The following is a 19,082-nucleotide window of genomic DNA, read 5'->3' as shown; positions in this document are numbered from 1 at the left end:
ATCTTCATCGTCTGGGCGGTGTCCATTTCACGCAGGCTATTCATGGTGCGATTCCTCGCGTTGGGCACGCTGCAAAGGCTGCACAATTCCAGTGTGGGAGCTGTCGAGCCCTGGCGAGGCTGCGATGCAGGCGCTGCGGTCTGGCAGAGGCACCGAGGTGGTCCCATCGCAGCCTCGCTGGGGCTCGACAGCTCCCACCATTGATCTTCATCGTCTGGGCGGTGTCCATTTCACGCAGGCTATTCATGGTGCGATTCCTCGCGTTGGGCACGCTTGCAAAGGCTGCACAATTCCAGTGTGGGAGCTGTCGAGCCCTGGCGAGGCTGCGATGCAGGCGCTGTGGTCTGGCAGAAGCACCGAGGTGGTCCCATCGCAGCCTCGCTGGGGCTCGACAGCTCCCACAGGTGATCTTCATCGTCTGGGCGGTGTCCATTTCACGCAGGCTATTCATGGTGCGAGTCCTCGAATTGGGCACGCTTGCAAAGGCTGCACAATTCCAGTGTGGGAGCTGTCGAGCCCCGGCGAGGCTGCGATGCAGGCGCTGTGGTCTGGCAGAAGCACCGAGGTGGTCCCATCGCAGCCTCGCCAGGGCTCGACAGCTCCCACCATTGATCTTCACTCGCCACAAGGTTCAGGCCTGCCACCACCGTTCGATCAGCCGCAAGCCATCCAATTCCCCATACGGCGCGGTCAGTGGTCCATGGCTGACGCGGTTCGAGCGGGCTGCCACGGAGCTGGCAAACAGCGGCAAAATCGCCCCGCCATCGTCCCGGCACAGGGCCTGCATTTCGTTGTACATCTCCTGGCGCAAGGGTGCGTTCATCTCGCCCCGCGCGGCGTTGAGCAACTGGTTGAAACGGGGGTTATCCCAATGCGTTTCGTTCCACGCCGCGCCCTTGGCATAGCCGATGCTGAACATGCGGTCGGCGGTCAGGCTGCTGTACCAGAACGAGGTGGTGAACGGCTGTTTCATCCAGACGTTGGAGAAGAAACCGTCCGCCGGCTCGCGCACCACGTCGATGTCGATCCCAGCCTGACGGGCCTGTTCTTTGAACAACACCGAGGCGTCCACCGCGCCGGTGTAGGCGGCATCCGAGGCTTGCAGACGCACCTTGAGCGACTCGACACCGGCCTTGCGCAGGTAAAAGCGCGACTGGTCCGGATCGTAAGTACGCTGCTCCAACGCGGTATTGATGAAGCGGCTGCCGGGCTGGATCGGGTGGTCATTGCCCACCAGGCCATAGCCGTGCAGCACCGAGGCCAGCAGGGTTTCACGGTTGATCGCGTGCTTCATGGCCATGCGGATATCGTTGTTCTTGAACTCGTTGCTGTCGCACAGCATCGGGAACGTGTATTGCTGGGCGCCCTTGGTTTCCTCGATCACCAGATTGGGATTGCGCTTGAGCAAGGCCACAGTTTTCAGGTCGACCTTGTTGATCACATCCACTTGCCCGGTCACCAGCGCGTTGATCCGCGCCGCGCCGTCGGCAATGGCGAGCAACTCGGCACTGGCGAAATGCGCCCTGCCCGGCTTCCAGTAATCGGGGTTGCGTTCCAGGTCCATGCGCACGCCGGGTTCGAAGCTTTTCAGGCGATAACCGCTGGTGCCGATGCCGGCCTGCCAGTCGGCGGTGCCGTCCTTGGCCGGCATGATCACCAGGTGGTAATCGGCGACCACATACGCGAAGTCGGCATTGCCTGAACGCAGCTCGAACACCACGGTATCAGCCCCCTTGGCGCTGACGCCGGCGACGTCGCCCAGCACGGTCTTGGCGGCGGAGGTGGACGTGGCACTCAGGTGATGATTGATCGACGCTACCACGTCGTCGGCGGTGAGGCTTTTGCCGTTGTGGAAGGTCACACCCTGGCGCAGCTTGAAGGTCCAGACACGGGCATCCGGTGTGGATTCGAAGCTTTGCGCCAGCTCGGGGATGGCGCTGCCGTCGACCGCAATTTCAGTGAGGGTGTTGTACACGGCCGAGAAGCCGACAAAGGTAAAGGTATCGGTCCAGGAGCCCGGATCGCGGGAGTCAGTGGTGCTGCCGCCCGCCAGCCCCAGGCGCAGTACGCCACCGGCCTTGGGCGTGGCCTCTTCGGCGAAGGCTTGAAACGGCAACCCCATGGAGAGCGCTGCCGCCACGGCACCGGCGACGGCGCTGTGTTTGAGAAAATCCCGGCGGTGCATGGCTTGAGTCATTTTGTTGTTGTTATCACTCATGGTCTTGTTCCTCTAAAGATCAACAGACACAGGCATGCTTGAGCTCGATCAACGTCACGCCGTTGCGCTTGAAGCCGTTACGCAAATCCGTCTGCAGTTCGTCCAGGTTCTGGGGTTGGGTCACGGTGCAGCCGAACGCCCGCGCCAGGGCGGCGAAATCCGGGTTGCGCGGCAGTACGCCGATGGGTTCGATGTCCAGGTTCAGCATGTCGTCGCGGATCTGCCCCAAAGCATCGTTGTTCCACAACAGCACCACCAACGGGCTGTCCAACTCTTCCACCGCGGTTGCCAGTTCCTGGGCGGTGTAGAGGAAGCCACCGTCACCCACCAACACCAGTCCAGGCCTTTGGGGAGCGCCGAACTTGGCGCCGATACCGGCAGGCAAGCCATAGCCCAAGGTGCCGTAGCCGGTGGGATGCAGCCAACTGCGCGGAGCGTGGCTGTGGAAGGCGTAATTGCCGGTGTAAGCCAGTTGGGTCATGTCGCTGCTGATGAAAGCGTTGGCGGGCAGCTCGGCGGCGACACGGTCGAGAATGGCCTGGTGAATCGACTGCAACGGCCCGTGCCCGGCACTGACGGCCTGACGCAGTGCCGCCACCTTTTGGATCGCCGCATCGGCGTTCCGTGGCGTGGATGGCAAGCACTCCAGCAGCGCCTCTGCCGTTTGCCGGGCATCGCCCTGCAAGGCCACGGTGCACGGATAAAAGTCGTTGAACTTGCGCGGATCAATGTCCACCCGCAACAGTTCGCCACTGAGGGGCAGGCGCTCACGCCAGAAGTCGGTGTCGGCCATTTCGGTACCAATGGCCAGCACCACATCAGCCTCACTGATCAACTGCCAGCCCGGTTCGACGCACAGCGTGGATCCGGCATTCAGCGGATGGTCCACCGGCAACAGCCCCTTGCCCGCGACACTGCTGAAAAACGGCGCGGCCAGTTGCGTGCTCAGGCGTTGCAAGGCATCAGCGGCCAGCAACGCGCCACCTCCGGCAATGATCATCGGACGCTTGGCAGACGCCAGTTTCGCCACGGCCTGCTCAAGGGCTTCAGCCGACGGCACGCCACGCCCGGGACGGCGTACCACCTCATTGCTCCAATCCCACTCGACAGGCGCCGACAGCACATCCAGCGGCACCGAGATATGCACCGGCCGTGGCCGCTCGCTGTCAAACACCGCGTAGGCGCGCGCGATCAACTCGGGCAGGTCCGCAGTACTCAACGCGACGACCGAGAACGCAGTGATGGGCGCCGTCATCGCACGCTGGTCCTGGGTTTCATGCAGGCAGCCCCAGCCCTTGCCGAGGCTGGCAGTGTGATTGACGCTGGAGATCACCAACATTGGAATCGAATCCGCATAGGCCTGACCGATGGCGGTAGCGGCGTTGGTCACGCCAGGGCCGGTGATGATGAAGCACACGCCCGGCTTGCCACTGACCCGTGCGTATCCGTCGGCCATAAAACCGGCGCCCTGCTCGTGGCGGGTTAACACATGGCGAATACCACTGCCGGGCAAGCCGCGATACAGCTCCAGGGTGTGCACCCCAGGAATACCGAACACCGTGTCGACGCCATAATTGGCCAGCAATCGCACCAGGGCCTGGCCGCCCGTCAAGGTTTTGCTTTGCATCGTCATCTCCTTCAAGCCTGGGCGAGTCGGATCAATGCGTCGACCGCCGTGGCGCCCCGGGCATTGACCAACAGTGGGTTGACATCCAGCTCCAGCAACAGCCCCGCATTGGCGCAGGCGTAATCGGCCACCGCGCGAATCGCCGCCACCAGGGCCTCCATATCGGCCACTTCACGACCGCGAAAACCCTGCAGCAACGCGGCGCTGCGCAGGCTCAACAAGGCATTGCGAATGGCATCGTCGGTGGTGGGCAACAACAGGCTGCGACTGTCCTTGAGCAACTCCACCAGAATCCCGCCGGCACCGATCACCAACGCCAGGCCGAAGTCGTTTTCACGCTTGATGCCCACGATCAGTTCGGCCAAGGGTGGCGTGGCCATGCTTTCCAGTAGCAACTGATCAAATGCCACGCCAGGCGCGTAAGCGGCAATCTGCACACGCATCTGCGCCAGCGCGGCAGTCAAGGCCTGATCGTCCCGCAGGTTCAACGCCACGGCGCCGGCCTCGGTTTTGTGGGGTAGCTCGGCGCTGACGGCCTTGAGCACCAGCGGATAACCCAACGTCAGCGCATCGGCAATCGCGTGTTCAGGCGTGCTGAGGATGCCGGCCGGCGTGGTGAGGCCAAAGGCGCGCAGGGCTTGTTTGGAGTCCCATTCATTGAGAGGTAACCCAGGGTCCTGAAGGGCTTGCGGGCACAGCGGAATCAAGGCTGATTCACCCCGTGCCAACAAGGCCCGGCGGTTGCTCTGGTAGTCAGCAATCCGACCCCAGGCAGCGAGCGCGTCTTCCACACCCTGCAAGGCCGCCACGCCCTGGGCGTGCAAGCGTTCACGGGCATGGGCAGGCAACAACTCCGGAAACGCCGAGGTGACAAAACCGGTCTTGCCATGGCGCACCAATGCCCTGCAAAACAGCTCCAGCAGCAGGTCGCACTCCTTGCGCTCACCGGTAAAATCCGCCGGGTAGTCGAGCACCAGCATGGCGGCATCGGCGTCCGTGCGCAGCGCCGTGTCGAGCATGGCGTTCAGCGCCTCGCGGTCGCCCCAGATCGCCGTGGTGAAATCCAGTGGGTTGACCAGGTTGGCGTAGCTGGGCAGCACCTGCGCCAGCTCTTCACGCTGGCCGGCATCCAGCTTCGGCAGGCCCAGATTGTTGCGCTCGGCATAGTCGGCAATCAACCCGGCATCGCCGCCGGAACAAGCCAGGGCAATCAGGTGGTTACCCGCCGGCAAGTTGCCGCAGGCCGCAGCTTTCAGGGTTTCGACAAAACTCACCGGCCCACTGACACGGATCACACCGAGGCGGGCAAAGAGGCTGTCGTACAGCACATCAGAACCAGACAACGAGCTGGTGTGACTCAAGGCCAACTCGGCGCCCATCTGCGAGACGCCGGTTTTCAGGGCGATGATCGGGATGCCTTTTACCAGGGCCTTGTGGGCCGCCCGGGCAAACCCGGGAACGTTCTTCAACCCTTCCAGGTGCAAGCCGATGGCCGTGACCCGTGGCTCATCCAGCAGCACATCCATCAACTCTGCAACGCCCAACTGCGCCTGGTTACCCACCGACGCCATATAGGCCACCGGCAATGAGCGGTCGCTCATCGACAGGTTGTAGGCGAAGTTGCCGCTCTGGGTCAGTACCGCCACGCCCTTCTCCACCGGCTTGCCGCCATGGGCTACCGGCCACAGCGCGCTGCTGTGCAAGTAATCCAGCAGGCCATAGCAGTTGGGGCCCAACAGCGCCATATGCCCGGCTGCCTTGAGCAGTTGCTCTTGCAGGGCCTGCCCCTCGGCACCAGTCTCGGCAAACCCGGAGGCGTAGCAAATGGCGCCACCGGTGCCGATGGCGGCCAGCTCTGCGACGCAGGTCAACGTCAGCTCGCGGTTGGTGGCGATAAACACCGCGTCCGGGCCACACGGCAGGTCGGCGATGCGGCGTACACAGGGTATGCCGTCGAGGTTGTCATGCTGGGGATTGACCAGCCACATCTGGCCTGCAAAGCCCCCGTCAGCGCAACGTTTGAGAGCACGCGCCATGCTGCGCCCACCCACGAAGGCCAGGTGACGGGGCGCCAGCAAGCGCTTGAGGTTGTCGCGAATAGCCTGGGACATGAGCGTTCTCCGACCCGATCAGCGCAACAGGGGCCGCAACAGTTCGCGGGCGATGATATGGCGCTGGATTTCCGAGGTGCCTTCCCAGATCCGTTCGATCCGCGCGTTGCGCCAGATGCGTTCCACCGGCCCTTCGTCCATCAGGCCCATACCGCCGAAAATCTGTACCGCCTCGTCGGCAACCTTGCCCAGGGTTTCGCTGGCAAACAGCTTGGCCATGCCGGCTTCGCCGTCGGTCATGCTGCCCTGGTCCATTTTCCAGGCGGTGTGCAGGGTCAAGAGTTCGGCGGCGCGGATCTGCGTGGCCATGTCGGCGAGCTTGAACGACACGCCTTGGTAGGTGCCGATCGGCTGGCCGAACTGCTTGCGGTCCGCCGCCCATTGCAGCGATACATCCAGCGCTCGCTGGGCCTGGCCCACGCAGTTGGCGGCAACCATCACTCGGCCGGCGGTCAGCCAGGCGTTGGCCACGTCCCAGCCCTTGCCCACCTCGCCAAGGACTTTGGAGGCCGGTACGCGGCAATCATCAAAGAACATTTCGTAGGTGTGATAACCCCGGTTGCTCACGCACTTCGGGCCACGGCGGATGGTCATGCCGGGCGTGCCGCGATCTACCAGAAACGAGGTGACCGCGTTGCGTTGGCGGCCATTGTGTTCGTAGGTATCGGTGACGGCGAACACGATAGCGAAGTCAGCGTGCCCGGCATGGCTGATGAAGTGTTTGCTGCCGTTGAGCACAAAGTCATCGCCACTGCGTACGGCACGGGTCTTGATGGCGTTGGCGTCGGAACCGGCGCCGGGCTCGGTGAGGGCAAAGCAGTCGATTTTCTTGCCCTGGACACAGGGCAACAGGTACTCGCCAATCTGTGCACCGGTGCAGGCCATCAGGATTTTCGAGGGCCGTGCGACAAACACATGCAGCGCCCAGGACACCTTGGACAATTCCCGCTCGATCAGCGCCTGGGACAGGTAATCCAGGCCACCGCCGCCAACCTCTTCGGGCATGTTGAAGGCATAGAACCCGGCGGCGATGGCCTTGTCACGAATCTGCGCAGCCAACTGCGGCGAAACCTCATCGGCGCGGTCCACCGCTTCCTCGTGAGGCAGTAATTCCTTGGCAACAAAACTGCGTACCGCGTCCACCAACATGTCTTGTTCTTGGCTTAGTTGGAAATTCATGGCGCTACCTGTTGATCGTTCGGGGGTGTTGTTTCTTGAGCGGGCTGTTTTATTTGCCGGAGAAATTCGCGGGGCGCTTTTCCACCGAAGCACGCAGGGCTTCAGCACCGTCCGCGCTACGCCCGCACAACAACCCCGCAGCCAGTTCGGCCTGAAGTTGCTCCGGCAGGCTGCGCTGGGCGCCTTCGCGGATCAGGGTCTTGGTCTGGGCGAACGCAAAGGTCGGGCCGTTGGCCAGGCGGCTGGCCAATTCGACGGTGTGGGCTAGCAGTTGATCATCGGCGACTACTTCGCCGACGAGCCCGGCGGCAAGTGCGCGGTCGGCGTTCCACAGTTCGTCGAGGAACAGCAGGCGCTTGGCCTGTTCGCTGCCGATCAGGCGTGGCAGATGCCAGCTGGCACCGGCGTCCGGCGAGTACGCCATGCTGGTGTAGCCCGCCTTGAAACGCGCCGATTGGGCGGCTATTCGCAGGTCGCAGCACAGGGTCAAGTCCATACCGGCGCCGACGGCAGTGCCGTTGATGGCCGCAAGGGTGGGCTTGTCGAGGGTATGCAAACGAGTCATCAGGGCGTGGGCGGTTTCGGTCCAGCCGTAGCTTTCGAGGGCGCCACGGGCTTCGGCTTCGGCCCATTCGGCAAGGTCGGCGCCAGCACAGAAGCTGCGACCGCTGCCGGTCAGCACCACGACGCGCACGGCCGGATCGCTATTGAAACCGTCGAGCAACGCATGCAGATGCTTGAGGGTCGGAATGTCCAGGGCATTGCGCTGGGCACTGCGATTGAGGGTGATCCAGGCAACGCCTGCTTGCACCTGAGTGAGCACGGACACGTCGGTAGTCATGGGATCCTCGAATTATTTTAATTGGCGTGAGGGGTGCGACATGGGGCGATACTAAACGAGTGTTCAGCAAGGAGGCAATCGGCAAGATGCAAATTTTTTAGAAGGGGATGCCGCCTGAACATTGCGTCCAGGCGGCGAAAGGATTCAGGGTTTGATCTGAAAGCGCTGGCGACCACCGGCTTGCAAGCCATCGACCCAGGCTTCGCAAATCTGGATGCCCTGTTCCGGGGTAAAGGTGCCAGGGTTGAGCCCCGACTCCAGCCACAAGCCATCGAGCAATGCACTCAAGCCAATGGCCGCCAGGTCAGAGTCGAAGTGCTCCCAGCCCTCCTCCTCGGCCATGTCTGCCAGGGCCGAGCGCATGATGGTCCGGTACTCGCCATAGGAGTGTTCGTGTGCCTGATTGATCGCCGGTGCCGTCTTGACCGCGCCCCAGAACGCCAGCCAGGCATCCAGCAGTTGCGGGTCGAGCAATTCGGGAGAAAACGAGCCACGAAAAAACGCCGACAAGCGCTCCCGAGGGCTGGGCGGCGCCTTGGCCATGGCTTCGCGCAACAGGTCCATGACCTGCCCGGTGATGGACCGATAGGCCTCAGCCACCAGTTCATCCTTGCCGGAATAGTGATGGCTGATCAGCCCTACCGAAACCCCGGCCTCAGCGCTGATCTTGCGGATCGACGCGCCCTGGAAGCCGTGGCGCTTGAGGCATATCAGCGTGGCCTGGACCAGATTGGCCTTGCGCAACTCCGGTTCCATACGGGAGAAACGGGATTCCTGGGTCATGAAGCGATTTCCTTGGGCTGAGTCGGCTGCCCGACTCTACAGCAACCCCGCCCCGTGATTAAACCTTCTCAGGCCCGGAAGCCCGGCGACACCCGATCCAGCAAGCGCAGCAACGCGGCCCAGGCCAATTGCATCGCATCCGGATCGCTCAATTCACCCTCCTCCAGCGGCCGGCCGGGGTCGTTGAATTGCCGTTCGGTGTATTCGCACACCTGCGCCGGCGGCAGGATCAGCTTGCCGCAGGCCTGGGCGGCGATTTGAATATCACAGGCCTTGTCCAGGTAATACATACGCAGGAATGCCTGGCTGACGGTTTCGCCTACGGTCAGCAAGCCGTGGTTGCGCAACATCAGCACCGGCTTGTCCCCAAGATCTCGAACCAGACGCTGCTGCTCGTCGAGGTCCAGGGCTACGCCTTCGTAGTCGTGGTAGGCGACCTTGCCGTAGAACTCCATGGAAATCTGGTTCACCGGCAACAGTCCACACTCCAGCGCCGCCACCGCGCACCCGGCCCGCGTGTGGGTATGCAGCACGCACTGGGCGTCTTCCCGCGCGCCGTGAATGGCGCTGTGGATCACAAAACCTGCAGGGTTGACGGCATACGGCGATGCCTCCACCGCCCGTCCATCCAGGCCGATTTTCACCAGGCTGGACGCGGTGATCTCATCGAACATCAACCCATAAGGGTTGATCAGGAAGTGATGCTCCGGCCCCGGAATACGCACTGAAATGTGGGTGAAGATCAAATCGCTCATTCGAAAGTGCGCGATCAAGCGGTAGCAGGCGGCAAGCTCTTCGCGCAGTGTTTGTTCGGTGGAGTGAGTCATTTTTATTCTCCAGGGTGTTGGGGGGATGGCCGACGCTAATCCAGCCGCCAGTAAAAAAACAAGTTGATTTTTTACTGGCACTGACCTCCTATAGAAAAATAACAATAACAGCGCCTGGAGTATCCGCACCATGTCGCACCCGGCTTTCGCGCACCTGTTTGAACCGCTTTCACTGCGGGGCAAGCACCTGAAAAACCGCATCATGTCCAGCGGGCATGACACCTCTATGCCCACCGACAACCTGGTGAATGCACAGCTGATCGCTTATCACCGGGCGCGGGCCGAAGGCGGTGTCGGGCTGATTGTGCTGCAGGTTGCGGGCGTCCACGACAGCGCCCGCTATACCTCCCATGTGCTGATGGCCACCGACGACAGTTGCATTGAGGGCTACCGCGAACTGGCCCAGACTTGCCATGCCCACGGCACCGTGGTGCTGTCACAAATTTTCCATCCCGGGCGGGAAATCATGGAATCGGCCGACGGGTTGCTGGCAGTGGCCTACTCGGCGTCCGGGGTGCCCAATGAGCGGTTCCGGGTGATGCCCCGGGCCCTTGATCAACCGATGATCGACGAGATCGTCGCAGGCTACGGCGCGGCCGCCAGGCGTCTGCATCAGGCCGGGATCGACGGCGTGGAAGTGGTCGCCAGCCATGGGTACCTGCCGGCGCAGTTTCTCAATCCCCGGGTCAATCGCCGCGCCGATGGCTACAACGGCGAGCTGGATCAACGGCTGCGTTTCCTGCGGGAAATCATCGCCGTCGTGCGCGCCGAAACCGATGAACACTTCATCATCGGCCTGCGCATTTCTGCCGATGAGCGCGACCCTGAAGGCTTGACTGAAGACGAGTCATTGTCTGCCGTGCAAAGCCTGCAATCGCAACTCGATTATGTGCACATCGTCGCCGGCACCTCCGCCTCCCACGGCGGTGCGATCCACATCGTGCCGCCCATGGCGATCGCGCCGGCGTACCTGGCGGCTGAAGGCGCGACGTTCAAGGCCAGCCTGTCGATTCCGTTGTTTGTCACCGGACGGATCAACCAGCCCCAGGAAGCCGAACTGATGCTGGCGCGGGGACAAGCCGATGTCTGCGGCATGACCCGTGCGCTGATCTGCGACCCGCAAATGCCCAACAAGACCCACACCGGACGCGCCGAGGATGTGCGGGCCTGCATTGCCTGCAATCAGGCCTGTATCGGTCATTTTCACAAGGGGCTGCCCATCTCGTGCATCCAGCACCCTGAAACCGGACGGGAATTGCAGTTCGGCCATCTGCAGCGCGCTTCGCAACGCAAGCGCATTCTGGTGGCCGGTGGCGGCCCAGCGGGGATGAAGGCTGCGGCAGTGGCAGCAGAGCGAGGGCATGATGTCACGTTGTATGAAGCCAGCGCGCAACTGGGCGGACAAGTGTTGCTGGCGCAGTTGCTGCCACGGCGCAGCGAGTTCGGCGGCGCCAGCACCAACTTACAACGCGAGATGGAATTGGCCGGGGTGCAGGTGGTGCGCAATACCCGTGTCGACCGCGCGTTGGTGGAACAGGAACAACCTGACCTGGTGATCATCGCCACCGGCGCCGAGCCCTACTGGCCGGCCTTCGAGCGCGGCGGTGAATTGCAGGTGGTGGATGCCTGGCAAGTGCTGCGCGATGAGGTCCCGCTGGGCCGCTCAGTAGTGGTGGTCGACTGGCGCTGCGACTGGATCGGGCCGGGCATCGCAGAACGCCTGGTACGCGCAGGTCACGTGGTGCAGCTGGCCGTCAACGGCACTCATTGCGGGGAGAATCTGCCGTTGTATGTGCGCGATCAACTGGCCGGCGAGCTGCACCGCCTGGGTATCCCGATCATCCCTTACGCCCGGCTGTACGGCTGCGACGACAGCACTGTCTACCTGCAACACACCGCCAGCGGCGAGCCGATGCTGCTGGAAAATATCGACACCCTGGTGCTTTGCCAGGGGCACCAGCCGGTGGATACTCTCGGCACGGAGCTGGAAGGTTGGGTGGCGTTTCGGCGCATTGGCGACTGCCTGGCACCGCGCACCGCCGAAGAGGCGATTTATGAAGGACTCAAGGTGGCATGGGAAATCTGAATGGCTAACGACCCACCTCAGCAACTGTTCCTGGGTACGCGAATCCGTGGCTTGCGCAAGGCACGCGGCATGACGCTGACCGCCTTGGCGGAGTTGAGTGACCTGACTGCCGGCTACATCAGCCAGTTGGAACGCAACCTCGCCTACCCCTCAATCCCGGCACTGTTCAATATTGCCCGCAGCCTGGGGGTGACCCTCCAGTGGTTCTTCGCCAGCGAAACCACCCCGGCGCCGGAAGACGAAGGCTACGTGGTGCGCAAACACAACCGCCAGAGCATTCGTTATGAAGACGGCATCGTCGATCAGTTGCTGACCCCCCTGCCCAACCATCAACTGGAAATGCTGCACTCGTGCTTCCCGCCCGGGACCTATAGCCAGCAAAGCTACAGCCATGAAGGCGAAGAAGCCGGTTATGTGTTGAGCGGACGTTTTGAATTGTGGGTCAGCGAGCGGCATTTCCAGCTGGATGAAGGCGACAGTTTCAGTTTCCCAAGCAGTGAGCCCCACCGTTATGGCAACCCCGGCAAAGTGGATACGGTGGTGATCTGGGTGATTACGCCGCCGACGTTTTGAAGCGCCGGGGGCCTGCTCAACGCTGAGTCGGAATACGAATGTCCCCGTCACGGCACTGACTCTTGACACTCCTTGGGCAAGCGGCGAACTCCAGGTCCTTGGTCAGGCAAACCCGTACCTCCGACAACACCTTGCCCTTGCAGATCACCGCCAGCCCATGACTCCGCATGGCTGGGTTGCTCTGGCGAAACAGCGTCTCGATGTCTTGGGCATCGAGCGAGTTCGGCACATTGAACGGTTGCAACTGCTGCGGGATATTGACTTTGCCCAGCGCGGCGTCGGTCTTGTCCAGATAGGCTGACGCCTCAAGGCCACTGCAAGTGCCATGCTTGGACCACTCATGCTTGAGCAGTTTCGGCGAAGGGAACAGCGTCGCGCCCTTGGCCAGTTCCCCAGCCGACAGCCTCGACTGTGGATCACAAGACGCCGGCCACCCTCCCTGCGTGTACTGCGGCCACAAACCGTGGAGCACAAACCCGTAACCTTTGCCCGAACACTGCTGATCCCCAGGGTGGGTCAGGCAGAAAGTCGGTGACCAGGACAGTGACAACACATAAAAATCAAACACCCCCGCCTGCCCCTGCTCCCGCTGGGCTGCCGCAGCCCCCGTGGTCATACCCGCCAACACCAGCCACAAGGCCATCCAGGCTGCTCTGTATTTCATCCGTCTATTTCCTTGAAAAAGTGTGCTGCCGTTATTAATGAAGGTTGCGCTGCAGCACCCGGTCCATGATGCGATCGGTCTTCAACGCCTCGCTCGCCATCGCAGGATGCTCGCCTTCCCCGCGAATATGCGCATTCATCCCCAGTACGTGATGCCACTGGATATGCTCATGGTTAGGCACCTCAAGGCTCAGGTTGACCTCGCCCTCAAGCCGTAAGGGATGCTCATCAAACACCGAGAAGGTAATGCGCCCCTGACTGCCGATCAGTTCGACACGGTCCTCGCGGCGGTCCGCGACAAAGTTCCAGCAGCCCATGCCCAGCGCTCCCGAAGCAAATTGCCAACTGGCGGTCACCGCATCTTCCGCCGCATAACGCCCCGCCTGGCGAGCGGTGAAACCGGCCACCTCGACAATATCCCCCGCCAGGTACTGAAACAGGTCGAAGCCATGACTGGCCAGGTCAGCGAAGTATCCACCGCCGGCCACCTGGGGGTCAGTACGCCAGTTGCCAGCCTGTTCGTCCGCCACCGACGCCGGTTTACACAAGGTCCAGGTCAGGTGGCGTAACTCGCCAATCTGCCCGGACTGCAACCAATCACGCACCTGCTGGAAGCGTGGCAGAGAACGCCGGTAATACGACACAAACAAATGCAGCCCCGCCTGTTCGAACGTGCGCTGCATCAACTCACTTTGCCCGGCATTCAACGACATGGGCTTTTCGACGCAGCAATGCTTGCCTGCCGCCGCCACCATCAGGCTGTACTCAAGGTGGCTGTCGGGCGGCGTGGCGATGTAGACCGCATCCACGTCAGGATCATCGATCAACGCTTGGGCATCGGTGTAAAACCGGGCAATGCCATGGCGCGCGGCATAATCGCGCACCGCTTCCTCACGACGCCCCATTACGGCCACCAAGGCAGAACCTGGCGCTTTGTAGAAGGCCGGTCCACTCTTCAATTCAGTGACGCTGCCACAGCCGATCATGCCCCAACGTACGGTGTTCATCGGTGTCCCTCTCCATGTGTACTTTTCAGTCGAGCAGTATCTGCGTTTTCCCGCCAGCCCTCCAGTCTGTGAGGCGAAGACCTCGCATGACATTTGCATTACACTTTTATGACAATCATCCGACTGCGGGGGCACATCCGATGAAGGTACGAGCCACGGTCATTTGCGAACACAACGGCCATATCCTGTTCGTGCGCAAGGCCAGGTCGAAATGGGCGCTGCCGGGGGGCAAGGTCGAACATGACGAGCGGCCGGCCGGCGCAGCAGCGCGGGAGTTGGAAGAGGAAACCGGGTTGAACGTGGACGGTTTGCTGTACCTGCAGGAGCTGAAGGCGGACAACACCGTCCATCATGTGTTTGAGGCATCCGTGGTGAACATCGACGAGGCCCGACCGCGCAGTGAGATCACCGAATGCCAATGGCTTCCCTACTCCACCCTGGAGCAGTTGGACACGACCCAAGCCACCAGGCGGATTGTCAGGTCGTTTTTGCGGCGGCTATAGGCGCATCAGCCTGCATAAACAACACCTGGGCGTTGGATTGCGCATCCAGCGTCACAAACCCGAACTTGCGGTACAACGCAATCGCCGCCAGGTTGTCGCTGTACACCCGCAAGGTCAAACGCTCAGCCCCCGTGGCCTCAATCGCTGCACGGATCAACTGACGCACCAACACCTCACCTACCCCCTGCCCGCGAACCGACGCAGACACGATGATTCGTCCCAGATGCACACTGCCAGTGATGACTGTCCAGAACTGGGCAAAGGCCACAGGCGGTGCCGACCCCATTGCCAGGCAAACACTTTGACTATCGGCAATCTGCAGGCGATCCGCCAGTTCATGGGGCAGAAACGGAAAAGACAACCGATCACCTGCCCAACGCAGGCAAGCCGCAGCATCCGGAAGCCAGTGGGCAATGACCGCATAATCAGAGGCAATGGGTGGGCGAAGGCTCAGGTCCATGGGCGTATATCTCATCAAGGCACAGGCTACGAACAACCTGCAAAAACGAGCGAAGGTCGTGCCAACTCACCCTACCAGATCTTGTAGGTGCCAAGCCTGTACAAGTCCTCTATAAAAGCCCGCACTTGCCCCCCATCCCTAAGGAACCCCAGCCATGCACATGGAAGAGCACACGCTGAGCACGATGAACGACGAGCTGAAACTCATGCTAGGCCGCTTTCGGCACGAACAATTCGTCGAGAAACTCGGATGGCGACTGCCGGCCCATCCGCACCAGGCCGGCTGTGAGTGGGACCAATACGATACCGAGCACGCCCGCTACCTCCTGGCGCTCAACGAAGACTGCGCCATCGTTGGCTGCGCCCGCTTGATACCCACCACACTCCCCAACCTGCTTGAGGGCGTCTTCAGCCACGCCTGCGCCGGGGCGCCGCCCAAGCATTCGGCCATCTGGGAAATGACGCGCTTCACCACCCGCGAACCGCAACTGGCGATGCCGTTGTTCTGGAGAAGCCTCAAGACCGCAAGCCTGGCGGGCGCCGATGCTATCGTCGGGATCGTCAACAGCACGATGGAGCGCTATTACAAAATCAACGGGGTCAACTACGAACGACTGGGGCCGGTCACCGTGCACCAGGATGAAAAAATCCTCGCGATCAAACTCTCGGCTCACCGCGAGCACCACCGCAGCGCCCTCGCCCCTTCAGCCTTCATGTCCGGCGCCTTGTTGAAAGAGACGGCTTGATACTGACCGAGTCGTTCTTGCGGTCGACTCGTCAATAATGGATGAACCTCAGATTCAGATATAGCCCAGCGCGACGGCGTAAGACACCGCCTGCACGCGGTTGCTGGCGCCGATTTTGCGCTGGATGTTGCGGTGGTGGTAATTCACGGTGTCAGTGCACACACCCATGATCACGCCGATCTCCTCCGAAGTCTTGCCGTCGGCCGTCCAGCGCAGCACATCACATTCGCGCCCGCTGAACTCCACATCCGTATTGAAGACACGTACGTCGCTCTCCAGCTCGGAAATTTTCTCGTGGACCGCGGCAGCAAACGCTTTGGTCACCGGTTTCAACGCCTCGAACTCCTGAAGACTGATGGCGTTGTCCTTGCGCGCCAGGCTTAGAAGCCCGACTCGCCCTTGGGTGTTGAACGAGGGCTGTGCCAAGCCGTGGCATAAATTTGAATCGTTGGCTTCAGACCACAGATCCGGACATCCCCGGAACAGCTCATTGCTCCACAAAATAGGGGCCGACGAGACCTTGCTGTGTTTCACCGTGGGGTCGATCACCGCATAGTTAGCCGCCTGATAACGCTGCACCCATTCCTCGGGATAGTTGCTGTACATATAAGTCCTGGGGCGCATGAACGGAGTCACACTGCACATACCATAGGCAAAAAAATCAAACCGCAGTTCACGCAAGGCTCTCATCGCGACAGCCGTAAACTCCTGCATGTTCATGGTTTGCGCAAAGATACTGTAAAAATAAGCATCCCATCCCAACAACTGCCCTAATTCCATTTTGAACACCACTACTAAAGTTGGAAACAGGTCGTGAGACTAGACCAACCTGAACTCATGTCAACAAGCAAAACCACACAGTCATAGACCGGTTCGCACTAGCACTAGATTTCTTACGCCTAATCCAAATAACTAGCCATTGGCCATTTCAGCCTGACGATATTAGTTAGCCATTGCCGCCCCTTCGCCGACGAATGAGCGTGCGCCTTCACAATAATGCAACAGTTCACCCGACGGACTGCGGCCAGCCCACTCACACCCCAATCACTACAAGATCTGGTAGTTCCAACTCCAAGAAATGCAGGTGTATAAACAACACCCACCCAGCACAGCCATGACGACGCAATAGTTAAAAACTGTAAATACTGACCCGAGTCAATTAACTAAATATTTACTTGAAGTTCGAAAATCTCAATTCAACTAAGGAGGATATTGCCCATGCCTGCCTCGCTTTCCCCTAGCGGCTTTAACGACCATCTTGAACTGCGCCAAAAAAATCGGACCACCGTCGAACAGTACATGCGTACCAACGGCAAAGATCGCCTGCGACGCCATGAGCTGTTCACTCAGGATGGCAGTGGCGGCTCCTGGAACACCGAAACCGGTGAACCCCTGGTGTTTAAAGGCCACTCGAAGCTGGCCGCCCTCGGCATCTGGCTGGAGAAGTGCTTTCCAGACTGGCAATGGCACAACGTCCGGGTGTTTGAAACTGATAATCCCAACCACTTCTGGGTGGAAAGCGACGGCCGCGGCAAGACCCAGGTTCCCGGTTATCCCGAAGGTTACTGCGAAAACCATTACATACATTCCTTCGAACTGGATAACGGCAAGATCACGCAAAACCGTGAATTCATGAACCCCTTCGAACAACTTCGCGGCTTGGGCATCGCTGTTCCAAGAATCAAGCGTGAAGGTATCCCCGCCTCATAAGCCCCTTTATTTATTGGAGATTGAGTATGCCTAATAGCGCAGCACGACAACTCACTGCTAGTGATACCACTGAACTTCGCCGCAAGAACCGCGCCACGGTCGAGCAATACATGCGTACCAAAGGCCAGGATCGCCTGCGCCGCCATGAACTATTTACCGAGGACGGCTCTGGCGGCTTATGGACCACCGACACCGGCGCTCCAATTGTAATCAGTGGCAAGGCCAAGTTGGCCGAACATGCTGTCTGGTCACTCAAGTGCTTCCCGGACTGGGAATGGTACAACGTCAAGGTATTTGAAACCGATGATCCCAACCATATTTGGGTCGAGTGCGATGGCCACGGCAAGATCCTCTTTCCCGGTTACCCGGAAGGCTATTACGAGAACCACTTCCTGCACTCCTTCGAGCTGGAAGACGGCAAAGTAAAACGCAATCGCGAGTTCATGAACGTCTTTCAACAACTACGCGCCCTGGGTATTCCGGTACCGCACATCAAGCGCGAAGGCATTCCTACTTAATCTCTTGGGAGAGTGATCGCATCATGGAAGACTTACTGAAACGGGTTCTAAGTTGTGAAGCGTTCCAGCAGCCTCAATGGAGCGAGCCCTCACAATTGCATGACGCGCAAGCCTACCTCCGGGACAGCGCGTCACTGATTCGAGCAGAAGATATCCTGGTGTTGCGTGCCACGTTGGCACGTGTAGCAGCCGGTGAAGCGATGATCATCCAGTCCGGTGACTGTGCCGAAGACATGGATGAAAGTGCGCCCATTCATGTGGCCCGCAAAGCTGCGGTGCTGGACATCCTGGCCGGTGCATTCCGGCTGGTGACCCAGCAACCGGTGGTGCGGGTGGGGCGGATTGCCGGGCAATTTGCCAAGCCCCGTTCCAACAACAGCGAACGCATTGGCGATCTCGAGTTGCCGGTCTATCGCGGCGACATGGTCAACGGCCGCGAGGCCGTCTGCGGCCATCGCCAGCACGATGCACAACGCCTGGTTCGAGGCTATCGCGCCGCGCAGGACATCATGCAGCACCTGGGTTGGAAAGAACCCGCCGGCAAGGAACAGCTCAGCGGCTCACCGGCCTGGACCAGCCACGAAATGCTGGTACTCGACTACGAATTGCCCCAACTACGTCGGGACGAACAGGGCCGGGTATTTCTCGGTTCAACCCATTGGCCGTGGATCGGCGAGCGTACCCGTCAGTTGACGGGCGCTCACGTGGCGCTGCTCAGCGAGGTGCTCAATCCGGTGGCCTGCAAGGTGGGCCCGGACATCACCCGGGACCAGTTGCTGAGCCTGTGCGAACGCCTTGACCCCAAGCGTGAGCCCGGCCGGCTGACCCTGATTGCCCGCATGGGCGCCCACAAGGTCGCCGAGCGCCTGCCGCCGCTGGTTGAAGCGGTGCGCCATGCCGGCCACCAGATCATCTGGCTGAGCGACCCGATGCACGGCAACACCATCGTCGCGCCCTGTGGCAACAAAACCCGCATGGTGCAGACCATCACGGAGGAAATCACCGCCTTCAAGCATGCCGTGACCTCGGCCGGTGGTGTGGCCGCCGGCCTGCACCTGGAAACCACCCCGGATGATGTCAGCGAGTGCGCGTCCGATGCCGCCAGCCTGACCCAAGTCGCCAGCCACTACAAAAGCCTGTGCGACCCACGCCTGAACCCCTGGCAAGCCGTTACTGCGGTGATGGCCTGGAAAAATCTGCCCTCCTCCTCCCTTGCTTCCCTTTGACTGGA

Annotated in this window: 18 protein-coding genes; 7 read left to right on the top strand and 11 right to left on the bottom strand. The window is 60.9% G+C overall.

Going from position 1 to position 19,082, the window contains the following annotated elements; all coding sequences use genetic code 11:
- Nucleotides 1-631: 631 nt before the first annotated feature.
- From GNF76_RS15830 to GNF76_RS15800, 7 genes are all read right to left on the bottom strand, one after another.
- Nucleotides 632-2,218, bottom strand: a complete 1,587-nt coding sequence (locus tag GNF76_RS15830) for an ABC transporter substrate-binding protein (RefSeq protein WP_155584079.1) — start codon at nucleotides 2,216-2,218, stop codon at nucleotides 632-634.
- Between the two features lie 19 nt (nucleotides 2,219-2,237).
- The gene (locus GNF76_RS15825; protein ID WP_155584078.1) at nucleotides 2,238-3,845 is read right to left on the bottom strand and encodes a 5-guanidino-2-oxopentanoate decarboxylase; all 1,608 of its coding nucleotides are present in this window, start codon (nucleotides 3,843-3,845) and stop codon (nucleotides 2,238-2,240) included.
- An 11-nt stretch (nucleotides 3,846-3,856) separates the two neighbouring features.
- A complete protein-coding gene (locus GNF76_RS15820) occupies nucleotides 3,857-5,956 on the bottom strand; it encodes an acetate--CoA ligase family protein (RefSeq protein WP_155584077.1) in 2,100 nt (699 codons plus the stop codon).
- Between the two features lie 18 nt (nucleotides 5,957-5,974).
- Entirely contained in the window at nucleotides 5,975-7,135 is a 1,161-nt protein-coding gene (locus tag GNF76_RS15815) for an acyl-CoA dehydrogenase family protein (protein ID WP_155584076.1), read from the bottom strand.
- Between the two features lie 49 nt (nucleotides 7,136-7,184).
- Nucleotides 7,185-7,976 (bottom strand): enoyl-CoA hydratase/isomerase family protein, encoded by a 792-nt coding sequence (locus GNF76_RS15810; protein WP_155584075.1) that lies wholly within the window; start codon nucleotides 7,974-7,976, stop codon nucleotides 7,185-7,187.
- A gap of 144 nt (nucleotides 7,977-8,120) precedes the next feature.
- Nucleotides 8,121-8,759, bottom strand: a complete 639-nt coding sequence (locus GNF76_RS15805) for a TetR family transcriptional regulator C-terminal domain-containing protein (RefSeq protein WP_155584074.1) — start codon at nucleotides 8,757-8,759, stop codon at nucleotides 8,121-8,123.
- A 68-nt stretch (nucleotides 8,760-8,827) separates the two neighbouring features.
- Nucleotides 8,828-9,586 (bottom strand): class II aldolase/adducin family protein, encoded by a 759-nt coding sequence (locus GNF76_RS15800; protein ID WP_155584073.1) that lies wholly within the window; start codon nucleotides 9,584-9,586, stop codon nucleotides 8,828-8,830.
- Between the two features lie 130 nt (nucleotides 9,587-9,716).
- On the opposite strand from GNF76_RS15800, the gene GNF76_RS15795 reads away from it, so the two are divergent.
- Both GNF76_RS15795 and GNF76_RS15790 read left to right on the top strand, forming a co-directional pair.
- On the top strand, nucleotides 9,717-11,672 hold the full coding sequence (locus tag GNF76_RS15795; protein ID WP_155584072.1) for an oxidoreductase: 1,956 nt from the start codon (nucleotides 9,717-9,719) through the stop codon (nucleotides 11,670-11,672).
- Complete coding sequence (locus tag GNF76_RS15790; RefSeq protein ID WP_155584071.1) at nucleotides 11,673-12,245, top strand: cupin domain-containing protein; 573 nt, start codon at nucleotides 11,673-11,675, stop codon at nucleotides 12,243-12,245.
- A gap of 16 nt (nucleotides 12,246-12,261) precedes the next feature.
- On the opposite strand, the gene GNF76_RS15785 is transcribed toward GNF76_RS15790, so the two are convergent.
- Together GNF76_RS15785 and GNF76_RS15780 are read right to left on the bottom strand one after the other, a co-directional pair.
- Nucleotides 12,262-12,909: a ribonuclease T2 family protein gene (locus GNF76_RS15785; protein WP_155584070.1), complete on the bottom strand. Its 648-nt coding sequence runs from the start codon at nucleotides 12,907-12,909 to the stop codon at nucleotides 12,262-12,264.
- Nucleotides 12,910-12,943: 34 nt separating this feature from the next.
- Nucleotides 12,944-13,915, bottom strand: coding sequence for a Gfo/Idh/MocA family protein (locus GNF76_RS15780; RefSeq protein WP_155584069.1), 972 nt, complete (start codon nucleotides 13,913-13,915; stop codon nucleotides 12,944-12,946).
- 140 nt (nucleotides 13,916-14,055) lie between these two features.
- Here GNF76_RS15780 and GNF76_RS15775 point away from each other — a divergent pair, with 140 nt between their 5' ends.
- Nucleotides 14,056-14,418: an NUDIX hydrolase gene (locus GNF76_RS15775; RefSeq protein WP_155584068.1), complete on the top strand. Its 363-nt coding sequence runs from the start codon at nucleotides 14,056-14,058 to the stop codon at nucleotides 14,416-14,418.
- Here the strand turns inward: GNF76_RS15775 and GNF76_RS15770 are convergent.
- A complete protein-coding gene (locus tag GNF76_RS15770; protein ID WP_178123358.1) occupies nucleotides 14,393-14,878 on the bottom strand; it encodes a GNAT family N-acetyltransferase in 486 nt (161 codons plus the stop codon). The genes GNF76_RS15775 and GNF76_RS15770 overlap by 26 nt on opposite strands.
- Before the next feature lie 154 nt (nucleotides 14,879-15,032).
- Here GNF76_RS15770 and GNF76_RS15765 point away from each other — a divergent pair, with 154 nt between their 5' ends.
- On the top strand, nucleotides 15,033-15,623 hold the full coding sequence (locus tag GNF76_RS15765) for an acyl-homoserine-lactone synthase (protein WP_155584066.1): 591 nt from the start codon (nucleotides 15,033-15,035) through the stop codon (nucleotides 15,621-15,623).
- Between the two features lie 54 nt (nucleotides 15,624-15,677).
- Here GNF76_RS15765 and GNF76_RS15760 read toward each other — a convergent pair whose 3' ends face one another.
- The gene (locus GNF76_RS15760; protein WP_155584065.1) at nucleotides 15,678-16,403 is read right to left on the bottom strand and encodes an autoinducer binding domain-containing protein; all 726 of its coding nucleotides are present in this window, start codon (nucleotides 16,401-16,403) and stop codon (nucleotides 15,678-15,680) included.
- A 438-nt stretch (nucleotides 16,404-16,841) separates the two neighbouring features.
- Between GNF76_RS15760 and GNF76_RS15755 the strand changes: the two genes are divergently transcribed.
- From GNF76_RS15755 to GNF76_RS15745, 3 genes are read left to right on the top strand one after another with little or no spacing between them, the layout of a single operon-like run.
- Complete coding sequence (locus tag GNF76_RS15755; protein WP_155584064.1) at nucleotides 16,842-17,333, top strand: PhzA/PhzB family protein; 492 nt, start codon at nucleotides 16,842-16,844, stop codon at nucleotides 17,331-17,333.
- Nucleotides 17,334-17,359: 26 nt separating this feature from the next.
- Nucleotides 17,360-17,851 carry a PhzA/PhzB family protein gene (locus GNF76_RS15750; protein WP_155584063.1) on the top strand — a complete coding sequence of 164 codons (492 nt, stop codon included), beginning with the start codon at nucleotides 17,360-17,362 and terminating at the stop codon, nucleotides 17,849-17,851.
- 23 nt (nucleotides 17,852-17,874) lie between these two features.
- Nucleotides 17,875-19,077, top strand: coding sequence for a 3-deoxy-7-phosphoheptulonate synthase (locus GNF76_RS15745; protein WP_155584062.1), 1,203 nt, complete (start codon nucleotides 17,875-17,877; stop codon nucleotides 19,075-19,077).
- Nucleotides 19,078-19,082: the final 5 nt, after the last annotated feature.

Source organism: Pseudomonas spelaei, assembly GCF_009724245.1.
GTDB lineage: Bacteria > Pseudomonadota > Gammaproteobacteria > Pseudomonadales > Pseudomonadaceae > Aquipseudomonas > Aquipseudomonas spelaei.
The sequence above is the reverse complement of the archived record's forward strand: the minus strand, read 5'-3'. Positions and strand labels throughout refer to the sequence as shown.

Coding starts and splice junctions, on each gene's coding strand:
- GNF76_RS15765 (WP_155584066.1), top strand. CDS start 15,033: ATGCACATGGAAGAGCACACGCTGAGCACGATGAACGACGAGCTGAAA.
- GNF76_RS15790 (WP_155584071.1), top strand. CDS start 11,673: ATGGCTAACGACCCACCTCAGCAACTGTTCCTGGGTACGCGAATCCGT.
- GNF76_RS15830 (WP_155584079.1), bottom strand. CDS start 2,218: ATGAGTGATAACAACAACAAAATGACTCAAGCCATGCACCGCCGGGAT.
- GNF76_RS15780 (WP_155584069.1), bottom strand. CDS start 13,915: ATGAACACCGTACGTTGGGGCATGATCGGCTGTGGCAGCGTCACTGAA.
- GNF76_RS15820 (WP_155584077.1), bottom strand. CDS start 5,956: ATGTCCCAGGCTATTCGCGACAACCTCAAGCGCTTGCTGGCGCCCCGT.
- GNF76_RS15815 (WP_155584076.1), bottom strand. CDS start 7,135: ATGAATTTCCAACTAAGCCAAGAACAAGACATGTTGGTGGACGCGGTA.
- GNF76_RS15825 (WP_155584078.1), bottom strand. CDS start 3,845: ATGCAAAGCAAAACCTTGACGGGCGGCCAGGCCCTGGTGCGATTGCTG.
- GNF76_RS15770 (WP_178123358.1), bottom strand. CDS start 14,878: ATGGACCTGAGCCTTCGCCCACCCATTGCCTCTGATTATGCGGTCATT.
- GNF76_RS15805 (WP_155584074.1), bottom strand. CDS start 8,759: ATGACCCAGGAATCCCGTTTCTCCCGTATGGAACCGGAGTTGCGCAAG.
- GNF76_RS15785 (WP_155584070.1), bottom strand. CDS start 12,909: ATGAAATACAGAGCAGCCTGGATGGCCTTGTGGCTGGTGTTGGCGGGT.
- GNF76_RS15750 (WP_155584063.1), top strand. CDS start 17,360: ATGCCTAATAGCGCAGCACGACAACTCACTGCTAGTGATACCACTGAA.
- GNF76_RS15795 (WP_155584072.1), top strand. CDS start 9,717: ATGTCGCACCCGGCTTTCGCGCACCTGTTTGAACCGCTTTCACTGCGG.
- GNF76_RS15745 (WP_155584062.1), top strand. CDS start 17,875: ATGGAAGACTTACTGAAACGGGTTCTAAGTTGTGAAGCGTTCCAGCAG.
- GNF76_RS15755 (WP_155584064.1), top strand. CDS start 16,842: ATGCCTGCCTCGCTTTCCCCTAGCGGCTTTAACGACCATCTTGAACTG.
- GNF76_RS15775 (WP_155584068.1), top strand. CDS start 14,056: ATGAAGGTACGAGCCACGGTCATTTGCGAACACAACGGCCATATCCTG.
- GNF76_RS15760 (WP_155584065.1), bottom strand. CDS start 16,403: ATGGAATTAGGGCAGTTGTTGGGATGGGATGCTTATTTTTACAGTATC.
- GNF76_RS15800 (WP_155584073.1), bottom strand. CDS start 9,586: ATGACTCACTCCACCGAACAAACACTGCGCGAAGAGCTTGCCGCCTGC.
- GNF76_RS15810 (WP_155584075.1), bottom strand. CDS start 7,976: ATGACTACCGACGTGTCCGTGCTCACTCAGGTGCAAGCAGGCGTTGCC.